At 36.5% G+C, this 19,948-nt stretch carries 19 protein-coding genes and 2 riboswitches; of the genes, 4 read left to right on the top strand and 15 right to left on the bottom strand.

The window, feature by feature from the left end:
• Positions 1–76 precede the first annotated feature (76 nt).
• From NYE73_RS08260 to ribE, 7 genes are all read right to left on the bottom strand, one after another.
• Positions 77–922, bottom strand: coding sequence for a GNAT family N-acetyltransferase (locus NYE73_RS08260; RefSeq protein ID WP_112117697.1), 846 nt, complete (start codon positions 920–922; stop codon positions 77–79).
• A gap of 13 nt (positions 923–935) precedes the next feature.
• The gene (locus NYE73_RS08255; RefSeq protein ID WP_259950074.1) at positions 936–1,484 is read right to left on the bottom strand and encodes a histidine phosphatase family protein; all 549 of its coding nucleotides are present in this window, start codon (positions 1,482–1,484) and stop codon (positions 936–938) included.
• A gap of 99 nt (positions 1,485–1,583) precedes the next feature.
• Positions 1,584–2,891: an ATP-binding protein gene (locus tag NYE73_RS08250; RefSeq protein WP_103117740.1), complete on the bottom strand. Its 1,308-nt coding sequence runs from the start codon at positions 2,889–2,891 to the stop codon at positions 1,584–1,586.
• A 321-nt stretch (positions 2,892–3,212) separates the two neighbouring features.
• Positions 3,213–4,631 carry a spore germination protein gene (locus NYE73_RS08245; RefSeq protein ID WP_259955548.1) on the bottom strand — a complete coding sequence of 473 codons (1,419 nt, stop codon included), beginning with the start codon at positions 4,629–4,631 and terminating at the stop codon, positions 3,213–3,215.
• Between the two features lie 158 nt (positions 4,632–4,789).
• Entirely contained in the window at positions 4,790–5,272 is a 483-nt protein-coding gene (ribH, locus tag NYE73_RS08240; RefSeq protein ID WP_259950069.1) for a 6,7-dimethyl-8-ribityllumazine synthase, read from the bottom strand.
• Positions 5,273–5,287: 15 nt separating this feature from the next.
• A complete protein-coding gene (ribB, locus tag NYE73_RS08235) occupies positions 5,288–5,917 on the bottom strand; it encodes a 3,4-dihydroxy-2-butanone-4-phosphate synthase (RefSeq protein WP_411825102.1) in 630 nt (209 codons plus the stop codon).
• Between the two features lie 24 nt (positions 5,918–5,941).
• Positions 5,942–6,580, bottom strand: coding sequence for a riboflavin synthase (ribE, locus tag NYE73_RS08230; RefSeq protein ID WP_259950068.1), 639 nt, complete (start codon positions 6,578–6,580; stop codon positions 5,942–5,944).
• Between the two features lie 199 nt (positions 6,581–6,779).
• Positions 6,780–6,905, bottom strand: a riboswitch (FMN riboswitch).
• Positions 6,906–7,021: 116 nt separating this feature from the next.
• Positions 7,022–7,147, bottom strand: a riboswitch (FMN riboswitch).
• 220 nt (positions 7,148–7,367) lie between these two features.
• On the opposite strand from ribE, the gene NYE73_RS08225 reads away from it, so the two are divergent.
• The 3 genes from NYE73_RS08225 (at position 7,368) to NYE73_RS08215 (ending at position 10,123) form a co-directional block, all read left to right on the top strand.
• Entirely contained in the window at positions 7,368–8,492 is a 1,125-nt protein-coding gene (locus NYE73_RS08225; RefSeq protein WP_066037650.1) for a YibE/F family protein, read from the top strand.
• On the top strand, positions 8,489–9,265 hold the full coding sequence (locus NYE73_RS08220; RefSeq protein ID WP_259950067.1) for a YibE/F family protein: 777 nt from the start codon (positions 8,489–8,491) through the stop codon (positions 9,263–9,265). Before NYE73_RS08225 ends, NYE73_RS08220 begins: the two co-directional genes overlap by 4 nt.
• 240 nt (positions 9,266–9,505) lie before the next feature.
• Positions 9,506–10,123: an HAD-IA family hydrolase gene (locus NYE73_RS08215; protein WP_259950066.1), complete on the top strand. Its 618-nt coding sequence runs from the start codon at positions 9,506–9,508 to the stop codon at positions 10,121–10,123.
• Positions 10,124–10,169: 46 nt separating this feature from the next.
• On the opposite strand, the gene NYE73_RS08210 is transcribed toward NYE73_RS08215, so the two are convergent.
• The 4 genes from NYE73_RS08210 to NYE73_RS08195 form a co-directional block, all read right to left on the bottom strand.
• Positions 10,170–10,994: a methyl-accepting chemotaxis protein gene (locus NYE73_RS08210; RefSeq protein ID WP_048389914.1), complete on the bottom strand. Its 825-nt coding sequence runs from the start codon at positions 10,992–10,994 to the stop codon at positions 10,170–10,172.
• 97 nt (positions 10,995–11,091) lie between these two features.
• A complete protein-coding gene (locus NYE73_RS08205; protein WP_259950065.1) occupies positions 11,092–12,072 on the bottom strand; it encodes a VanW family protein in 981 nt (326 codons plus the stop codon).
• 303 nt (positions 12,073–12,375) lie between these two features.
• Positions 12,376–12,984 carry a CAP domain-containing protein gene (locus NYE73_RS08200; protein ID WP_259950064.1) on the bottom strand — a complete coding sequence of 203 codons (609 nt, stop codon included), beginning with the start codon at positions 12,982–12,984 and terminating at the stop codon, positions 12,376–12,378.
• A 231-nt stretch (positions 12,985–13,215) separates the two neighbouring features.
• Positions 13,216–13,845, bottom strand: coding sequence for a transmembrane-type terpene cyclase (locus tag NYE73_RS08195; RefSeq protein ID WP_259950063.1), 630 nt, complete (start codon positions 13,843–13,845; stop codon positions 13,216–13,218).
• A gap of 159 nt (positions 13,846–14,004) precedes the next feature.
• Between NYE73_RS08195 and pgeF the strand changes: the two genes are divergently transcribed.
• Positions 14,005–14,769 (top strand): peptidoglycan editing factor PgeF, encoded by a 765-nt coding sequence (gene pgeF / locus NYE73_RS08190; RefSeq protein ID WP_259950062.1) that lies wholly within the window; start codon positions 14,005–14,007, stop codon positions 14,767–14,769.
• 37 nt (positions 14,770–14,806) lie between these two features.
• On the opposite strand, the gene NYE73_RS08185 is transcribed toward pgeF, so the two are convergent.
• The 4 genes from NYE73_RS08185 to NYE73_RS08170 all read right to left on the bottom strand — a co-directional run bounded on the left by NYE73_RS08185 (position 14,807) and on the right by NYE73_RS08170 (position 19,947).
• A complete protein-coding gene (locus NYE73_RS08185; RefSeq protein WP_259950060.1) occupies positions 14,807–15,919 on the bottom strand; it encodes a Ger(x)C family spore germination protein in 1,113 nt (370 codons plus the stop codon).
• The gene (locus tag NYE73_RS08180; RefSeq protein WP_054550732.1) at positions 15,916–16,998 is read right to left on the bottom strand and encodes a GerAB/ArcD/ProY family transporter; all 1,083 of its coding nucleotides are present in this window, start codon (positions 16,996–16,998) and stop codon (positions 15,916–15,918) included. Before NYE73_RS08180 ends, NYE73_RS08185 begins: the two co-directional genes overlap by 4 nt.
• 28 nt (positions 16,999–17,026) lie before the next feature.
• Positions 17,027–18,421: a spore germination protein gene (locus tag NYE73_RS08175; RefSeq protein WP_053075663.1), complete on the bottom strand. Its 1,395-nt coding sequence runs from the start codon at positions 18,419–18,421 to the stop codon at positions 17,027–17,029.
• A gap of 152 nt (positions 18,422–18,573) precedes the next feature.
• Positions 18,574–19,947: an amino acid permease gene (locus tag NYE73_RS08170; protein ID WP_257961404.1), complete on the bottom strand. Its 1,374-nt coding sequence runs from the start codon at positions 19,945–19,947 to the stop codon at positions 18,574–18,576.
• Position 19,948: the final 1 nt, after the last annotated feature.

The raw sequence follows: 19,948 nt of genomic DNA, 5'->3' as shown, positions 1-19,948 counted from the left end.
ACTTTTCCCTCTGCTTTTTACATACGTCGCTCTATTTCCACTCTTTATTGATTTGTATACTGAACGACAGCCTGGCTTATAGTTGCTTTGTCATCTGTACCTGCTCTGTTGTCACCTTTAATCCATGCTTTAACAAATAGCTCGTTGCTGGATTGCTCGCTAAGAAATTCACTGTCGTCAAATGGACTTTATGTGTTGTAATACTTGCTAAAAACTGTGTTATTAACTCTACATTACTTTCCTCTAGTATTACCATTTGATAAAGTAGAATACGCTCCACCTCACCATATTCATTCCACAATGTTTTGTATAGCATATAGCCAAGTGGTTCATGGTTATCATTATAAAACACCTTTGCTTCCCCATGCTTCACGCTCTGCCAGTTACACTGCCAAGGAACATTTTCCCGATAGAAAGATAGATGTGCTAGCTGCTCTGGGCGAATGGTCGCTATATGAAGGGCTACTGTAGATGTTACCTTTGCTTCATACTCGCCGCTTAAAAATAATAATTGATTGGCAACCACATAGCCATATTTTTCATACAAGGCAATGGCTACCTGATTTTCCTTAATGGCTTCTAACGTACCCAATTCTACATTTTCTCGCTTATAGATAGCTAGGGTTTCCTCCATTAATAGGCGCGAGACACCCTTACCACGATATGCTGGAGAAATACCAGTCCCACCATTCCAAGCTGTTTTTTGGCCATCGATGGTACGAAAGCCATTCATCACAATGGCAATCGGTTCCTCTTGATCAAAAACGACAATAGAATGCTCAGGAGATAACCCCTCCCCCACTAGTCGCTGTAAAAACATTTCTGCTGTCATATTAATTTCAATAAAATAACCTTCAAAGCCTTTGTTCCATGCTTTCAATACTTCATCTAATGTACATTGTGCAACTGTTTTAATCTTCATACAATCCCTCTTTTCAAATGGAATCTAATGCTGCTAGATTTTCTAAGGTTAGTTTTCTCACAATCTCATAACCATGTCCTTGACCTTTAGGTTTTATGACAACCGTCCCCATATTCGAAATGATGCCCAGCCCCGCATTTCTTGGAAAGCTATGCCCAATGATTATGTTGTTTATGCCCTCGGGTGGGATGATTTCCAGCATCGATGTAGAAATCGTTAATATACTGCTTTGCACTACAGTAGGAAGATTGCCACCTAACATAAAGATTTCAAACAAGAAGGGGTCAATTTGGAGATTGCTGTTTGGAAATGCCAAACGTGCTGTTTCAATGGTCCGACAAAAAGGACTGGTAGTGATGGTGGAAAGGATGGGAATCTGCCAATAGCGTAGTATTTGACCATAATAAATTGCCTCCCTACGACCTTGATCGGATAAATTCCGTTGATTTTGACAACTTTGAAATGTACCATATGCTTGATCTACACCAATAGTTGCTGTTCCGTGTCTTGCATATAAAGTTAGCCCACCTTTTCTCAATAACGCTAGGAGACCCTTTTCCATTTTCTTCATCTCCTTCATCATATCACTTTCTACTTTGTAATGTATGTGCTGTACATAGAAAAAAGCTCCCCACAACTTTTTGTAGGAAGCTTTTTTCTGTTATTTTATTGGAATTCTGACAATAGCAGTCGTTTCTAAATGTTTTGATGAATCAATTGAAATATGACCATTATATTTAGTGACAATTTCTTTGACAATAAATAAACCTTGTCCTCTTAGTCTACCATTCTCATGTTTTTTCGTTGAAAATCCTTGTTTGAATATGTGATCGGGATTCGCAATATTTGGCCCAGTATTGGTAATTTTAAATTCATACTGAGATTCATCTGCTGTACAGCAAATCTTAATCTTACGTTGTTCCTCAGGTAATTCAACAGCAGCATCAATCGCATTATCAATTAAATTGGATAGAATCTTGATTAAATCTGTCGTTTTAATCTTATTAAAGTCATTTTGAGAAAGCGTAAAATCCATATCAATATGATGATTTTGAGCCGTTAATTTCTTCGTTTGCAATAAGATGGACAAACCTGGATGATCAATATTTAATTTTAATGACTTGATCGCCTGAACTTCTTTTGATAGTGAGGATAAATATTGTCTCGCCTGATCTGTTTTTTCTAATTGTAATAAACCATGTAACACTTGGATATGGTTCGTAAAATCATGACGTAGGGACGACACCGAAGTAATCAATGTTTTGATTTCTGCTAGATATGTGTCCTCTGTAGCGCCAACTTCCTTCGCTACCTCTTTTTGATACCATCTTTGTAAAAATAAAAAAGAACCGATGACAATTAAAATAAGTACACCATTAAAAATAAAATTAAATAGGTTGTCTTCAATGACTTTACCCTTAATACCATTTAGCGTATCTGCACTAATGTCAATGCCTAAATACCCGATAATTGTTCCATTATCATCTTTGATGGGTGCACCAACAGATAAATAAGACCCATGTTCAGAATCATGAATTACCTCTGTAACATAGGTTTCACCATTATAGGCCTTTTCAACATGCTTTGCAGGAACAGTACAAACCACGCCAATACCGAAGCCCTCTTTCATTTCTTTTGGCATCCCTGTAATCATGGCTATAGATACTTCAGGATTATCCACCTTTAAGGTGTAAACAAATAGTGCACCTAATTTTATCCTTGCATCGTTTAAATAATTTCTTACTTTCCAATAATAATCATTTTCCTGTGGATTATTTAAAAATTGCTGATAGGCATCCGTATCTATGGATGCAGCAATAGAATGGGCTGCCTCTAAGCTTTGATTGGCAATCGACTCTTCAACGGTCTTTTTTATTTTTACATAGGATGTAAAGATGTTTAGACTTGTAAACAAACATAATAAAATCGTTGATAGAATTAATATTAGTTTTATTTTTCTATTTTTCATAAAAAACGGTACTTCCTCATCTATAAATATTCTAGAATATTATTATATTATAATTAACTCTATTTTTTGTTTGTAAAGCAAACATTGCTTGTATATCCTACATAAATTAAAACACAAAATCAATTTTTATTTTATTCATACCCAAAATTACACACTGTAACAAATAGTTTAATAATCCTTGACAAGAAAGTAAACTAAAAAGATAAGTAATAACTTTTTATGTCTCATTTCCTATTTAAATGGAAAATTGAAAAAACCACTAAAGCAAAGGTATCAAAAAAAGATCAGGTATCAACAATACCTGATCTCATCACAATATGCTTATTTTTTACTTGAAGTCCGTGTTTGATCTTGCGGCTTAAGAAAGGTAGGTCGTTTACTATAGCCCTTTGGAGATAGTCGCAATAGGGACTTACGTATATTGCCCTTTTCAAAATCGGCACTAAAGTTTACGTATGGCACTCCCAAGACTCTCATATTCGCAGTGTATAAAAGGATGAAAAACACGGATATAAAAAAACCAAATAAACCAAAAAACGCCGAAGCCATAATAATGATTAATCGAAAAATACTCATAGCCGTCACAAAGGATTGATTGACCAATGTAAATGCAGCGATACTGGAAATGGCAATCACAACAATCATTGAGGGGCTTGTAACACCTGCTTTAATCGCTGCATCCCCAATAATTAGTCCTCCTACCACACTAACTGAGCCACTGACGGCACTCGGAAGACGTAAGTTGGCTTCACGAAACAATTCAAACATAAATAGCATCATTAAAATTTCTAGAATGGTTGGGAAAGGCAATCCCGTTCTCGATTCGACAACCGTTGCCAGTAGTAGAAATGGAAGCTGTTCTTGATGATATGTCGTCAATGCAAGCCAAAAACCTGGCAGTAGCATACTTATTAATATCCCGACAATTCTGAGTAATCGTTCCATCGAGCTAACAATGAGTGGGTACTCATTATCCTCTGCTGATTTAAAGAGCAACATAATATTTGCAGGTGTAATTATGGCATAGGACACACCATCAATCATTAAGAGTATTCTTCCTCTAATTAAGGCCTGCATAGCAAAATCAGGTCTCCCTGTATAATCATGTCTTGGAAGAATTGTCGCTGTCTTTTCAATTTTTTCCATTAATAAGTCGCCATTGATAACAATATCCGTGTCAATTTTTTGTAATTGAAGTCGAATTTGTTCCAGCATATTTAAATTCACAATGTCTTCCATATATAGTATGGCTACGGTTGTTTTAGAACGCTTACCAATTTCTAATGTCTCTACACTAAAAGAATTAGTCGGTAATCGTTTTCTTAATAAAGCAATATTAGTAAAAACATCTTCAATAAAGTCATCTCTAGGTCCCTTTACTACTAGTTCTAATGTTGTTTCCCCAGGCTCTCGATTGGGTCTTTTTGAAATATCACTAGAATAAAGTAATTGATTTTCTTCAAAATACAGTAAAACATGGCCTTTATAGACCCTAGTTACCGCATCCTCTTTCGATAAAATCTTTTGTAAATAGGGAATGTGTAAATGCTGTTCAATTTCTTCCTCTAGCATGTCCTCCGTGACATTGCTTAACAAAGATTGAACACGTTGAACAACCACAGTTTGAAGTATTTGCTCATTGACCATTGCATCACAAGTTATCAAATGTACTGTATATTGCTGAAAATTATATTGTTGGAAAATCACATCAGCAGAGCGTTGAAATAGTGATTTCAACATTTTCAAATTAATTTGTTCTATTGATGAAATACTTCTCATCTCCTACTGAGCCAGCTCAAGATTAGTACATTTATGAAACAATCACCTTCAATAAATACACTTAAGCATATTTTTCCCATGGTTGTTCAAAATATTCAAAGAAACAAATGTTGTGACGACTATTCAAATTGTCCTGATCCAATCATTTTCTTTAGATTTGCCATCTCAATTGCAGACATTGCAGCATCATAGCCTTTATTACCAGATTTCGTTCCTGCACGTTCAATTGCCTGTTCAATATTTTCGGTAGTAACAATTCCAAAAATAACAGGTACATTCGTTGACAATGACACATTGGCAATGCCTTTTGCTGATTCATTACAAACATAGTCATAGTGTGTTGTAGAGCCACGAATAACAGTACCTAAACCAATAATAGCATCATATTTCTTCGTTTCTGCCAGTTGTTTCGCTATAAAAGGAACTTCAAAAGCTCCTGGCACCCATGCAACATCAATAGATGCAGAATCAACCCCATGACGAGTTAAACCATCCATTGCCCCATCCAATAATTTGCTAGTAATAAACTCATTAAAACGACCCACTACTACTGCAATTTTCAAATCCGTTCCAATTAATTGTGCTTCAAATGTTTTACCCATTGTTCCTTCTCCTTTTTACATAGAAATTTTAGTTTTATTAGTGGATAATTGTTTACGATAAGCAACCAATGCTTCTATCGAGATCATTTTTAAGCCATGATGTGCAGCGTAATTTGTTAGTTCTTCAAACCGAAGCATGTGCCCATCATCACCCATAATTTCGCAAATAACACCTGCAGGTACGCTATGACAAAGCTTCGCTAGATCAATAGTGGCCTCCGTGTGCCCTCTCCGTTCCAGCACTCCTTGCTCTTTCGCAATCAACGGAAAAATATGGCCTGGTCGACGAAAATCAGTTGGCTTAGCTTGCTTTTCTATCATTCTTTGTATCGTTAGCGCACGCTCAAAGGCGCTAATCCCTGTCGTTGTTTCTACATGATCAATACTTACCGTAAATGCGGTTTGATGGTTATCTGTATTGTGCTGAACCATTGGATATAAATCTAGCTTTTGTGCAAGCTGCTGCGAAATCGGCGTACAAATTAAACCTCTACCATTGGTTGCCATAAAGTTGATTGTTGCTGGTGTGATGAATTCAGCGAGTGCCAGAAGATCTCCTTCATTTTCTCGATCTTCATCATCAACCACCACAATCATATTGCCCTGCTTTAAATCCTCTATGGCTTCTTCAATTGAATGTAGCACGATGATCAACTCCTATTCTGTGATTTAAAAACCATGTTGTGCTAAATAATCTCTTGTAATAGCTAGCGTTGTTTGCCCCTTTTTTAATTGCCCTATAATGTATTTTCCAACTAAATCGGTTTCGATATTAACGATTGCTCCAACCCTCTTCATACCTAAAACGGTTTCTTTGTAAGTATGAGGAATAAGTGAAATTGTGACACTATTGGCTTCAACATGAAAAAGGGTTAAGCTTGTGCCATCAATTGTTATGGAACCCTTTGGAATACAAAAGTTGGTTAGCTCCTCTGACATTTCGATATCAATATATACGGCGTTTGCTACTGGACGTTTGCGCAAAATTTTGCCGACTCCATCAACATGACCAGCAACAAAATGGCCACCAAATCGCCCATTAGCAGGCATGGCACGCTCCAAATTAACAGAATCACCTATTGCCAGCTGCTGTAGATTTGTTGCTTTGACTGTTTCAGGCATAACATCCATCGTAAGCTGCTGTTGTGTGAAATTTGTCACCGTTAAACAAACTCCATTGACCGCTATACTGTCACCAAGCTTGACATCCTCCGTTATCTTGGCTGATTGAACCGTAATTTTCATACTGTCCCGATCGCTTTGCAAGGCTTTTATGATACCAATATCCTCTACAAGTCCTGTAAACATTCCATCACCTACTCTACTTTATTAGCACTTCTATCCTTAACTTTTAAAGTTGATCCACCTGTTTTTGTGCCTTATCCTTCTCCCTTCTCTCGTTAGCAATAAAAAATAAAAACCCCTTTACATCAAAGGGGTTTTGGGAGTATAAGACATCAACAAATAAGCCTAGTTGAAAACAATTTTTTCATAGACCGTCATCTCATTCGTTCTTCTCCCATCCAGACTATCACTGTCGGTTTTGGATTTGCACCAAATCAGCTTGCGCTCACGGACTTTGAATTGCTTCATCACCGCCGATTGGGAATTTCACCCTACCCCGAAGAACATCTTCTATTCGATTGTAGCTAAATAAAAAAACTTCCCACAAGATGATTGGGAAGTTTTGTAATAAATGCATAGTCAAATAAACCTTCTAAATTAGTATCAATTTAAAAAGTTCGCATTTTTACCCTTCTCCCATCCAGACTGTAACTGTCGGTTTTGGATTTGCACCAAATCAGCTTGCGCTCACGGACTTTGAATTGCTTCATCACCGCCGATCGGGAATTTCACCCTACCCCGAAGAATATTTTTATTTAGCTAATCTTACGATAACACTATTTTATTATATTATCCATCCTTCTTTTTAAATTTTTTTCGAAGCATAAATTTTAAACAGTTCTGACTCGACTTGAAAAATGTAAAAGATATTATTAAAATGATGACATTTAACCTGTTTATGGAACTTCTTAATCAAAAAAACGTTCCTTTACAAGTGACTATTCAGTCTAGCAGTTTGGAGGTCATTTACTTGACATTTTTTAAAAATATACCTTTTAAACAAGCTATTTTCTATGCCCTATTAGCACTCTGTTGTGGGGTTTCGATCGTTTTCGTACATCATAACGAACAATTTTATGATCGACCGATAGCGGAAATAACGCAAGTGGATGTAACAGCATCAGAACCCATGACAGATATGTATGAAAATGAGGATTTTTTGTTTACACAGGAGATTATGGCCATTATCAAAAATGGTCAGCATAAGGGGCAATCCATTCATTTGACGAATGACTATTCTTCGTCTGGTGCTTTTGATCAAGAATACCATGTAGGCAATGAAATCTTTGTCACGCTAGATGATCGCAAAACACAATCTGTTTTAACAGGAACCATTCTCGATTTAAAACGAGATCAAACCATGGTAATGATTGCATGGATTTTTATTTTTGCCCTACTTATTGTAGGTAAAAGACAAGGCTTATTTTCTATCATTAGTTTGAGTGTCAATGCTGTGATTTTATCATTCGCATTAGATCTTTATGTGAAGCATGGGGGCGTAAGCCTGTTATTAGTCAGCGGCATTTGCGCCCTGCTATTTACGATTATTTCGCTACTACTTATTAGTGGATTGCATACAAAAACATATGTAGCCATCGTGTCCACACTTTTAGGCACTGTTATAGCGCTTATCATAAGCTCTATTGTAATGTGGTTGACAGGTGAAAATGGTCTTCGTTATGAAGAAATGCAATTTTTAACACGTCCCTATCGTACTGTCTTTATGGCAGGTTTATTTATTGGCTCACTTGGGGCAGTAATGGATGTTTCTATTACAATGGCTTCCTCAATTTTTGCTTTATACGAGCAAGATCCTACAATCTCTGTCAAGGCTCTGAAATCTTCGGGACATGAAATCGGTAAAGATATTATGGGTACCATTACAAGTATCTTATTCTTTGCCTACCTTTGCGGCTCCATACCTATGATTATTCTCTATTTAAAAAATTCTTCCACATTAGGGCTTACATTGTCCTTAAATCTTTCTTTAGAATTAGCCCGTGCCTTAGCAGGGGGTATTGGTGTTGTCCTTACGATTCCTATCAGTCAGTATACCGCTATATTTTTCATTAATCGAAAGAGGGTTCAAGGATGAATGTTGTCGTCTTATTAGCAGTTATATTATTCGTGTTAATGGTACTTGTCGGCGGTAGACAGGGGATACGCTCATTTCTTTCTTTATTCCTAAACTTTGGTGTGCTCTTTGTCACCATTTTTTTAATGACAAACCCTAAAAATAGCCCCATCATCTTGACGTTTATTGCCTGTACGGTCATTAGCTGTATTAGTCTTTTCTATATCAATAAAACAAACAGTAAAACCATTACAGCCTTTATCTCGACGATGGTGACGATAGGTATGTTACTACTCTTTATTACCTTTGTAACGGAAAAGTCGATGATCCAAGGGTTTGGCGAAGAATCAACTGAAGAAATCAGCATCTTTTCTCTCTACATTGGTGTTAATTTTGTGCAGATTGGTGCATCAGTCATCATTATGAGTACGATAGGTGCCATTATGGATGTAGCCATTTCCATCGCTACCTCTATGCATGAGATTTTTTATCGCAATCCTTCGATTAGTAGAAAAAAATTATTTACAGCTGGCTTAAGCATAGGAAGAGATATATTAGGAACCGATACCAATACGTTATTTTTTGCTTTCTTTGGTGGCTATTTAAGCTTATTAATCTGGTTCAAGGACCTCTCCTATTCGATTGGGGAAATTGTTAACTCCAAGGTTTTTAGTGCCGAAATGACAACCATTTTTTGTGCAGGAATCGGCATTGCATTGATTATTCCGATTGCCGCCTGCATCAATGCCTTTTATTTAATTCAAACACGCGAAAAAACAGAAAAACTTTTATAAAAATTACCAGTACCTATCATAAAACACAATAATGTCGAGGTGTCTCAATGGACTTTTGAGACACCTCCTTTTGTTGTACCATTTTCATTGCAATCGCCGTATTTTCTGATAATATTTACCATAAGATGTTTACGTACGCTCAAAATGGTTGTTATTTCAAGAATACTAGATGCCCATTCCATGTAACATTTTTTAGCATAGAACGTCAATACAACGAGATGAAAAAGGAGAAAGTTTGCAATGAAGCATATTATCTTTGATTTTGATGGGACGCTTGCAGATTCTACTGCTGTGTTTGCCTCAGCATGGAATACTTTAGCCCAAAAATATAAATTTAAAGGCATTGAATTAAAGGAAATTGATACATTAAAAAAATTATCAATTTCAGAACGCAGTAAATTATTCGACTTTCCAATGTATAAGTTGCCTATGATTTTACCGCAATTTTATAAATTGTATCGTCAATCATTAAATGATGTTCATCTTTTTGAAGGAATGAAGGAACTATTAATAGAGATTGATAAAAGAGGCTATAAAATCCTGATTATTTCCTCAAACTCTAAAGAGAATATTTTAGAATTTCTTAAAATGAACGGTATTCATTGTGTAGCAGATGTCCTTTGCTCCAACCGCATTTTTGGTAAGGACAAAGTAATGAAAAAGTTTTTAAAGGAAGCAAATGTCGACTCGTCTAACGTCGTATACATTGGAGACGAGCAAAGGGATATTGTTGCTTGTAAGAAAGCCGGTATACCAATTATTTGGGTGGAATGGGGCTATGATGCCAAAGAAGTCGTGCAAAATAACGAACCTGAATACAGTGTCTCAACACCACAGGAAATTTTAGAGATCATTTAATCATGAAAAAGGATAATAGCACTTGTCTATTATCCTTTTTATATGCCTATCCTTTGATGTCACTAATTTGCATTAGCTTTTCTGCTGTACTATTAACCCCTTTGTAGGCATCTGTTAATTCATGCATACTTGCAGCAAACTGCTGTGTAAACGCAGCAATTTGATTTGTTGATGCATTGACCTGATCGATGGATTGTTTAATATTTTCTAGTTGCACAGTTATGCTATCAGCACTTTCTGTACTACTCTGGGACATTTTTTGTATTTCAGAAGCGACCACCGCAAAGCCACGCCCATGCTCACCTGAACGTGCTGCTTCTATCGATGCGTTTAGACCAAGAATTCTCGATTTCATAGCTAAATCTTTTACTAAATGGACAATCACATTAATTTGTTCAATATCGCCTGTCATCGATTCCGCGAAATTAGATAGCTCTTCCAAACGATTGGATACATCCTTACTGGCAGTGGCTAATCCTTCATTTGTAGCTGTCATTTCTTCTACAGCACTCGAAAGCTCAGTTGCCAATAGACGCATACTATCCATTTTTTCGTTCGAAATAATGGCACTTACTACGCCAATAATACGTCCTCCTTCAAAAATAGGCTGGGCAGAGGCGATATAGGCCATACCAAAACCTTCTGCGCTACGCTCCTCTTTCACAAATTTTCCTGAACTTAACGCTATTTCTGTTGCTGTACCTCGATATTTATGTACTGGATCACCAACCCCAACTTTCAAGTCAACCTTTTTTCCTGGTTTGTAGGCAAGCACTTTTTCCGTATCTGCCACGATGACACAAGCATCCTCTGGGTAAGTTGCTTGGTATAAATCAATTGAATCAATCGTTGCTTGTAGTTTAGGATGCATTGTCTTTTCCCCCTAAAATTTTCTGAATTGTATCAATTTAACTATATCATGCGATCCGAAAAAAGACACCAACGTCTAGTGGTGTCTCCTTACAACATTATGTTTTTTTCAATAATTCTACATATTTTTCTGCCGTTCGAATTTCAATTGTTAGAGAATTCTCTCCATAATTTGCCTTAATTAAAAATGGTACATCATTTGAGTTTTGAAACCTAAAATCTAACGTATCATAAGAAACCGTAGCATCTCTTCCTTTTGGGACATATCCTACATCTAACGAATGATGATGGCGCTCAACATATTTGACGGGAATTTGGTCTACTGCATTAAACAAGGTTGAAGAAGTTTGACAGATTCCACCACCAATTCCCATGACTACCTTCTTATTAATAATTTCAGGTGCGGGTTGATAGCCATTTGCCTCATCTCTTGGACCTACAATTGTATTAAAAGAAAAATAATCGCCACTGCCTACAATCACATTATGAATGGCTCTAGCAGAGAGCTCAATATTTTTATTTCTTCCTAAATCAGCACGATTGAAATAAGTTGTATAAGATGCAACAACCACTTCCTCTAATAAAGGAAGATCCTCAAAATAATAGCCACTTTCTGTTATATAGAGCGGCATTTCTACCTGACCGCCAGTCGCAGAAGCTTCGATAATACGCTCCACTAGCTCACTTTCCTTTAAAATGATTTGCGGCTTCCCTTTGATCACTTGCCCGTTTTCATCCAATCGATCAAGCATCATACGCTGATCATAGCCATTTGATGTGTCCGTTCCTCTCGCCCATTCCCTTGCTAATTGTTCGATATGCTTTTGATAGGCTTGTGGGTCCGTATCGAAGCCAAATTCCTTTGGAGATATTGTTTTAAGTACCTTACTCGTAGTTGGATCAACAACCTCTACAATAGGATCAATCATTTGTTCTTGTTCATATGTAACAGGTTGCTGTATTTCCTCACGTTGTTGAATTTCTTGTTCTAGCTTGTTATCAGGGACTGCTGTTTTTTCACAACCTACGAGACCCGTCATACAGATAACGCAACATGTAGCTAACCACTTCTTTTTCAACCATAAACACCACCTCTATCTTCATACTACAGAGACATCTTATTCGTCTATTGCTCATAGTGTGTTGTTTTTTGGTTATTTTTATTTGTCAAAATAGCAAAAACACGCTACATTATCCTTAGCCTGACATATCTAAAGATAGTTTGATGTGTATTCTTGTACTTAATTAACCTTTTAATGATTTAGGAGGATTAATTCTAGAAGAAGTAATATACGCTTCCAATACGGTGTATACTTTAGAGTTTAACGCGAAAAAGAGCATCTACTAGCTATCACAAAAGCCAATAGATACTCTTTCTTTTTTTATTTTTGAATAAACATTTGTGTCCAGTAATTACCTTCCTGTACATAGCCTACACCAATATGTGTGTAGCTTTTATTAAGGATATTGGCACGGTGTCCTTCACTGTTCATCCAGGCCGTTACAACTTCCTGTGCGGAGCGTTGGCCCTTCGCGATATTTTCACCAGCAGATTTATACGTAATACCGAAGTTTTTCATCATGGTAAAAGGTGTACCATATGTTGGACTTGTGTGGTCAAAATAATTTTTATCCTGCATATCTTGCGACTTATATTTAGCAACCCTTGATAGCTCCCAATCTTCTTGCAATGCTGGAAGACCTGCTTTTGCCCGTTCTACATTGACAAGTTTCACAACCTCTTGTTCAACTGTTACCTGTTCTTTTACAGGGACGTTAATTTTTTGACCTGGAGAAATTTGATTTGGGTTAGCGAGTTGTGGGTTGGCATCAATTAATTCCTGTACACCCGTTTCTGTTTTTAATGCTATTTTCCATAGAGTATCACCAGATGTCACTGTATAGGATTCGGCGGCCATTGCCGCAACTGGCACTAATAATGAAGTTGCTACTACTGAAGCTAGTGCTGCTTTTTTTAATTTTTTAAACATGTTAATCACCCTTCCTCATTGCTCTACCATTATCGTAAATAGTTTCTGAGCCATAATCATCACAAAATATTTGGAAGGATTTTTACAATTGTATGACAAGCTCGCCATATGTTTGGTTAAAGCCCTTTCTCTCGCTATTCTTTACCATTGGAATTGTCATCAAGTTGCAATATGTTTGTAATTGGCATATATTACTAATAGATTCAGTGATCTATAGCTGCACAATATATCCTATTTTGCTAATTGTTTACGCTGTAATCGATAAATTAAGAGAATATAGAGCCAATCATAAAAGAGCGTTGCTACAGAAATAATGGTAATTAATGGTGTGCGGAAGTATAGATAAAAGCCAACCGCTGCAAATAATGTACCCACCATCTTATAAACTGCTATCCCCATTGATTGACCAGCTAAATTCCTTCTTTGCAAGAGTAAAGCAATAAATAGTCCTGACATCATAAGATTTTGGAAGAATGCTACGTACTTACCTTCGAAATCTTGAAATTCATAGACTACACCTAAAATAATCAGCATGCTAAAAATTAATGTGATCAAAAAGGAGAAATACAATAGCTTTTTTGATAGCATCTTTCGATATTCATTTGGAGCATAACGTAAAAATTGCATCAAAATAAAGACATCCAATACAAACCAAATCAGCGTAATATAGCGTTGCAGGTCATTTTGTGGGTAAAAAAAGGCAAAGATAAATTCCCATGAAATATTGGCACAAATAGCGACCATAGGCATGCCATAGGTTTTATCTTGCCATCCTTTGTAAATAACAAGTATATATGTAAAAATCCAAAAAAGACCCATTCCTACTTGGCAAATTAATAATATGTCTTGTTCACTCAACATTCACGCTCTCCCCCTCTCTAGCATTCCTTCTACTATATGAGGAAATCGATTCTTTATGTCTAAAAGTTTAATAGACGGGTAAAGGAGTAGCTAAATAGTAAAAAAACGGCAACCTATACATTCCACAAGCGATCCTATATAGTAAAACGAGGTGATTAAATGAAAATAAAAATGTATATAGATAATGAGCAATTTATCGCAGGAACGACCTTAAAAGATGAGATGGAGATTGAACACAATAATATGGCTTTGCATAGTTGCCATGATGTTCAAGCTATCATTAACAATCGTCAGCATTTAGCTGCGACATTGAACTGTGATTTACAAAATTTTATTTGTACAGAGCAAACACATAGTGCGAACTTTCATAAAGTTACATTAGCCGATCAAGGACGAGGAGCTGCGCAAATGGATACAGCGGTGAATAATACAGACGCGCTTTATACAGTAGAGCCTAACTTACTTTTATGTAGTTTTACAGCAGATTGCGTGCCTGTTATTTTTTATAATGCTGTGAATGGACTTGTCGGTGTGATTCATTCGGGATGGCAAGGAACAGTTAAAGAAATAACACCCAAGCTGTTTCAGCATCTTATGAATGAAGAACAGTGTCGACCTGAGGACTTTCATGTTCAAATCGGTATGGCACTGAGTCAGCAGAAATTTGAGGTAGACGCAGATGTATATGAAAAATTTCACAGTCTTGGTTATGCTGAAGAATTTATGTATTACAATGCAGAAACGAAAAAATACCATATTGATAATCAGCAGACAGTCAAAAAGCAATGTGAGCTTGCGGGTATTCCAGCGAATCAAATACAAATTGATGAAACCTGTACATTCCTTAGTCCCGATGGCTTTTCTTATCGTCAAGACAAACAAGCTGGAAGACATTTAAGCTTTATTATGCGAAAAACACAATAACAGCAAAGACCTATTCTTATCGAATGGGTCTTTGCTGTTATTTTAAAGTACCTGTACTAATAATGGACGTTTCTACATGGACGTTCACGTCTAATTTTCTAATAAGCTCTCTTGTTTTTTTCGATGTCCATTTTCCATGATGATACATTCTAAATTCTTCACTTAAGCCAGCTGGATCTACCTCTGTTTTATTTAATCGCGCTAAAAATTCACTAATATCCTGTTCCAGCTGTTTATTCACATCTTTTTCCAGATCACTAATCCTTTCAGCTGTAAATAAATGTGATTCTCTTTCTCCCTTATATTCGCTTAATGTACCCTTTATTTTTAAGAAAATCGTTAATTTGGGTGATTCCATATTTTTATTACTCTCTTTTTTCACACTGCTCTCGATTAAATCAATCATTACCTTTTCTTCTCCATGTCCCGCATTTAAATCAAGGTGCAAAGGAGCAAGATTTTTCTGTCCACTTAAAGCTTGAATAACTAGTGCTTCCTCAGGTTTAATTAATTCATGCATCTGATTCCCTTTAAATATGGCAACGCCTTTAATCTCTAATTTCTCCCCTCGTTTTTCAACATAGGGTAATACTACATCAACTACTGGATTGGTAATCGAGTACATAAAATCATGAATATTGGTATTGGGATTAAAAGCAGTATTGATACTCGGCTCTAATAGATTGTTCAAATAAAAATTAATACTTGGCTTATCAGGATAATCCCCTTTTAAAATCGCTTCCGCATTATCCTTCACAACAGCTATCAATACTTTATTACCTACTTCCGCATTGCGATATAAGTGCTGAACAATTTTTCGAACATTCCCTTTCCGCGCAAAATCTTCGTTTACTAAGACAACTCGCAATTGATTGAAGACTATTTTCTTATCGGATTGCTTTTCTATTTCCACGATGCCGCTTGATACTAAATCTGTTGTGATAGAAAAAGTTTGTGTGTCCTTTTCTGCGTCTGGAGAATATTGGGGGATCGCTACTGTGAGTCTCATCTGATTCTCATCGATATAGTCAAAAGCCATCGAATCTACCATCCCAACATCCTCTAGAGGAACTTTTATTTCTTTTTTAGAACAACCTGCAAGTAAAACGAAAATCAAAAAAGAAATGATGCATAGATGTTTATTTTTCATACCTGCACCTGCTTTTTTCGAATAACATATATCAGGATTAAAAACACTGGCCAGCTTACCAGCACATAGCCTACATAGTTACTTGCCATAAATAATTTTTCTTGGAATTCACGCGAAAAGGGCATTTTTACAATAAAGAAAATAATCAAGGCGATGATATACAACTGATAACTTTGCTTTTTCTTTTTAAGGAAGGTATCCATACCCCTCTTTGCACACCATACATAGGCTGTAATCGAGGATAAGATTAGAAAAACCCAAAGCGTAATGCCAATGATATCGATTCGCTCAATAAAGGTAAATTCTCCTGCCTTAAATAGGTTTAATACTGAAAACTCTACATTTTTTAATTGCCACTCTGAATAATACATGACGCTAATAGCTGTTGTGATAAAGCATAAAAATATACTAATCCAAATACCGATTAAGGAATGACGAAATGCCTTTTTTTGATCGATGATATATGGAAAATAAAATAGAATTAATTCGTAACCAAGGATAGAAAAATATCCTTGCTTTAACGCTTCATAAAATTCCTTAGGCGTAAAATTAAAGAGAGGCAAAAAATGACTTGGATCACCTTTTTCAATGGCCCAGCGCGTAAAATAGAATAATCCAATGGTAATAAAAAATGTCATTATACAAAATCGTGCAATAGATTTAATACCCCCACTTACAATATAAATAAGTAGCAGTAAAAAGCAAAGAACAGGCATGGTGATGGTTTGTTCCTGCAATGCTGTACTTTGAATTAAGTGCATATAATTACTAATAATCCCTGCACTAAAAACAATAAATTGAATAATGACGAGTAGATTTATAAACTTTCCGAGCCATTTTCCCAATAATATTTCATTCATTCGAAATAAATCATCATTGGGAAACTTCGAACAAAGCCATACCATCGCAAATAGTGTCAGGCTAGCAATCACACCAAAGAGAAGAGGCATAAATGATTGTGTGTAGCCCATAGGACTTAATTTCTGAGGGAGTGAAAGGATACCGGTACCAATCATAATACTTTGCGCTAAGAAGATGACATGATAACGATTTAACACCTTTCCTTTTGTTGTATTCAAAATTAACCACCTCATTCTCATTCTGACACTATTTTTTCTGTACTTTTGAAATACCAGTCTTACTTCTTATATATTTAGTTGGAAATCGGATGACACTATCCAATAAATCGCTTGGCTTTCTTGGAATGGCAGGTGTCATATAATGCGTCCCTAAAGATTTGAGACTTAATAAATGGTGGATCAACCACGCAAAGGCGAGCATCTGTCCAAACAAGCCAAATAAACCTGCTGATAAGATAAAAATATAACGGATAAATCGGCTAGTATTACTCATTAAGAAAATGGGCGGTAAGAAGGAAAGTAGTGCTGAGGTAGCGACTAATACAATGAGTATATTACTGAGTAATCCAGCTTCTACGGCCGCTGTACCAATTACAATACCTCCTACGATACCAATTGTTTGTCCGACTTTGGCAGGCATTCGAGAGCCCGCTTCTCGTAAGACTTCAATTATAAGCTCGATAAATAATACCTCAATCAGTGGTGGAAAAGGTACCTTACTTCTTGATTCCTGAAGATTTAGTAATAATTCGTATGGCAAAATTTCTGGATGAAAGGTTAAGGCTGATATATACATTGGTGTAATCATGATCGTTAAGAAAAAACCAAAAAAGCGCAGCATCCTTAATAAAGATGCTGTTGTCCAACGGTTGTAGTAATCCTCAATCGACACGAACATTTCAAAAAAAGAAGTGGGACAGACAATGGCTAGTTGACTATTATCCATAAAAACGACGATTCTACCATCCAGAAGATAACGGCAAATACTATCTGGACGGACTGTCATGTAATATTGAGGAAAGGGCGATAATGGATTATCCTCAATTAATTGCTTCAACACGGATATATCCGTAAATAACGGATAATCTACCTGGTCAATACGGTTTCTTAAATCATCTAAATTTTCATGGCTCACGATATTATCCATATACATAATCGATATTTTAATATTGGCTTCTGACCCAACAATTCGGTTTTCATTTTTTAGCATGGAGCTTTGAATCCGTCTTCTCACTAACGATATATTCGTTTCCAGTGATTCTGTAAATGCATCCTGTGGACCGATTACAGTCGACTCTGTTTCCGTATCCGTAATGGCCCTTGTAGGCGCACTATACGTATCGACACTTAATAAGGCGTTGGTTTCGTGAAAAAAAAGAAGGGTTTGCCCAGCATTCAATTTTTTAACGACACCTTTCACATCTTTCGGGTCCACATATTGAGCCATTTGATGAATTTGTTTCAAATTATTAGCTAGTGGAATCGTCACCATGGTTTGTAAGGTCATTTTTTCGATGAGTGAGGAGAAATAAATGACCGTCACATCCCCTTCTTCTGTAGCGATCATTTTCAGTTTTACGTCATCGACTTCGTTAATCTCCTGCTTTAATTTAGCGACAATCTGCTCGGGTATCTCGTTCATTTTTCTCCACCCCTTTTGTTCCGATAAATACCAGTCAATATCATTCAATTTTTAGTAGTTTGTCTTTTTTTCATTTAATTATGTAAAAATTGTGCTAGCAAAAATAGCCATACAAAAAGGATGCATCCCAATTAGAGATACATCCTTAAAGGTTATTCTATAGAATCTTTGCTGTATCGGTTTTTACCAATACCAAATACGTAGTAGCTAATGGTTACGAGGATCAAGAAAATAATGCCCACTATTAATGACACGCGTGTATCATCATTGAACCACATGCCGACTAGTACCATGATTAAAAAGATGATTGTTACATAGTTTGTAATCGGTGCGAACGGCATTTTAAAAGGATGCTTTGCTAGCTGCGCTCCCTTTACTTTTCTAAAACGAATTTGACTTATTAAAATGATAAACCATGGAATCATCCCTGGTAAAACACTTGCACTATACACATAAACAAATAAGTTTTCAGGGGCAATATAACTTAGAATAACACCAACGACTAAGCCAACTAATACGCCCGCTGTTCCAAATAAAGGCACACCATTACTAGAAAGCTTTGCGAAAAATTTTGGTGCTTGTCCATTCATAGCAAGTGTATATAACATACGTCCAGCACTATAGATTCCACTGTTACACCCTGACATTGCAGCTGTGATGACGACGAAATTAATAATACCTGCAGCAGCTGTGATACCTACCTTAGCAAATGTCGCAACGAAAGGACTACCAATTGTGCCAAGCTCATCCCAAGGATACACTGTAACAATGACAAAGATTGCACCGATATAGAAAATTAAAATTCGCCAAATAATGCTTTGGATGGCATTCGTAATCGTTTGTTGAGGATTTTTTGCTTCTCCTGCTGTAATCCCAATGAGCTCCACCCCTTGATAGGCAGCAACGACTAAAGATAAGGCAAAGAAAAATCCTGTCCAGCCACCTGTAAAGAAGCCACCGTGACTCCAAAGATTAGATAAGCCGATTGCTATTCCATCATTGCCAAAGCCAAAGAAGATGAGTCCGACCCCTGCAATAATCATTAAAATAATCGTAACAATTTTAATCATCGCAAACCAGAATTCAAATTCTCCAAACGATTTGACAGAAATGAAGTTTGCCACACCCAAAATCACCATTGCAATTAGACCAGGTATCCAAGCTGGTAATTCTGGATACCAATATTGCATATACGTTCCTACTGCTATAATTTCAGACATCCCAACAATAACCCATTGGAACCAGTTACTCCACGCTGTTAAATACCCTGCTAAAGGATGAATATATTTATAGCCAAATGTGGCAAAAGAGCCGGTACTTGGCTCCATATAAAGCATCTCACCCATTGCCCTCATAATGAAAAAAATAAAAATACCTGCAATACCATAGGCAAGGAGTACAGAAGGTCCTGTCCATTGAATAGCACTTGCTGAGCCCATAAATAGCCCAACACCAATCGTACCGCCAAGTGCAATCATTTGAATATGACGTGCTTCTAATCCTCTTTTCAATTCCTTATTGGCCACT

Origin of the sequence: Lysinibacillus sp. FSL K6-0102 (genome assembly GCF_038003545.1) — a bacterium.
Lineage (GTDB): Bacteria > Bacillota > Bacilli > Bacillales_A > Planococcaceae > Lysinibacillus > Lysinibacillus capsici.
This window is presented reverse-complemented; position numbering and strand designations above follow the sequence as displayed.

Excerpts from the sequence above, each read along its gene's own strand:
- NYE73_RS08260 (WP_112117697.1), bottom strand. The coding sequence starts at position 922 with ATGAAGATTAAAACAGTTGCACAATGTACATTAGATGAAGTATTGAAA.
- NYE73_RS08255 (WP_259950074.1), bottom strand. The coding sequence starts at position 1,484 with ATGGAAAAGGGTCTCCTAGCGTTATTGAGAAAAGGTGGGCTAACTTTA.
- NYE73_RS08250 (WP_103117740.1), bottom strand. The coding sequence starts at position 2,891 with ATGAAAAATAGAAAAATAAAACTAATATTAATTCTATCAACGATTTTA.
- NYE73_RS08245 (WP_259955548.1), bottom strand. The coding sequence starts at position 4,631 with ATGTTGAAATCACTATTTCAACGCTCTGCTGATGTGATTTTCCAACAA.
- ribH (WP_259950069.1), bottom strand. The coding sequence starts at position 5,272 with ATGGGTAAAACATTTGAAGCACAATTAATTGGAACGGATTTGAAAATT.
- ribE (WP_259950068.1), bottom strand. The coding sequence starts at position 6,580 with ATGTTTACAGGACTTGTAGAGGATATTGGTATCATAAAAGCCTTGCAA.
- NYE73_RS08220 (WP_259950067.1), top strand. The coding sequence starts at position 8,489 with ATGAATGTTGTCGTCTTATTAGCAGTTATATTATTCGTGTTAATGGTA.
- NYE73_RS08215 (WP_259950066.1), top strand. The coding sequence starts at position 9,506 with ATGAAGCATATTATCTTTGATTTTGATGGGACGCTTGCAGATTCTACT.
- NYE73_RS08210 (WP_048389914.1), bottom strand. The coding sequence starts at position 10,994 with ATGCATCCTAAACTACAAGCAACGATTGATTCAATTGATTTATACCAA.
- NYE73_RS08200 (WP_259950064.1), bottom strand. The coding sequence starts at position 12,984 with ATGTTTAAAAAATTAAAAAAAGCAGCACTAGCTTCAGTAGTAGCAACT.
- NYE73_RS08195 (WP_259950063.1), bottom strand. The coding sequence starts at position 13,845 with ATGTTGAGTGAACAAGACATATTATTAATTTGCCAAGTAGGAATGGGT.
- pgeF (WP_259950062.1), top strand. The coding sequence starts at position 14,005 with ATGAAAATAAAAATGTATATAGATAATGAGCAATTTATCGCAGGAACG.
- NYE73_RS08185 (WP_259950060.1), bottom strand. The coding sequence starts at position 15,919 with ATGAAAAATAAACATCTATGCATCATTTCTTTTTTGATTTTCGTTTTA.
- NYE73_RS08175 (WP_053075663.1), bottom strand. The coding sequence starts at position 18,421 with ATGAACGAGATACCCGAGCAGATTGTCGCTAAATTAAAGCAGGAGATT.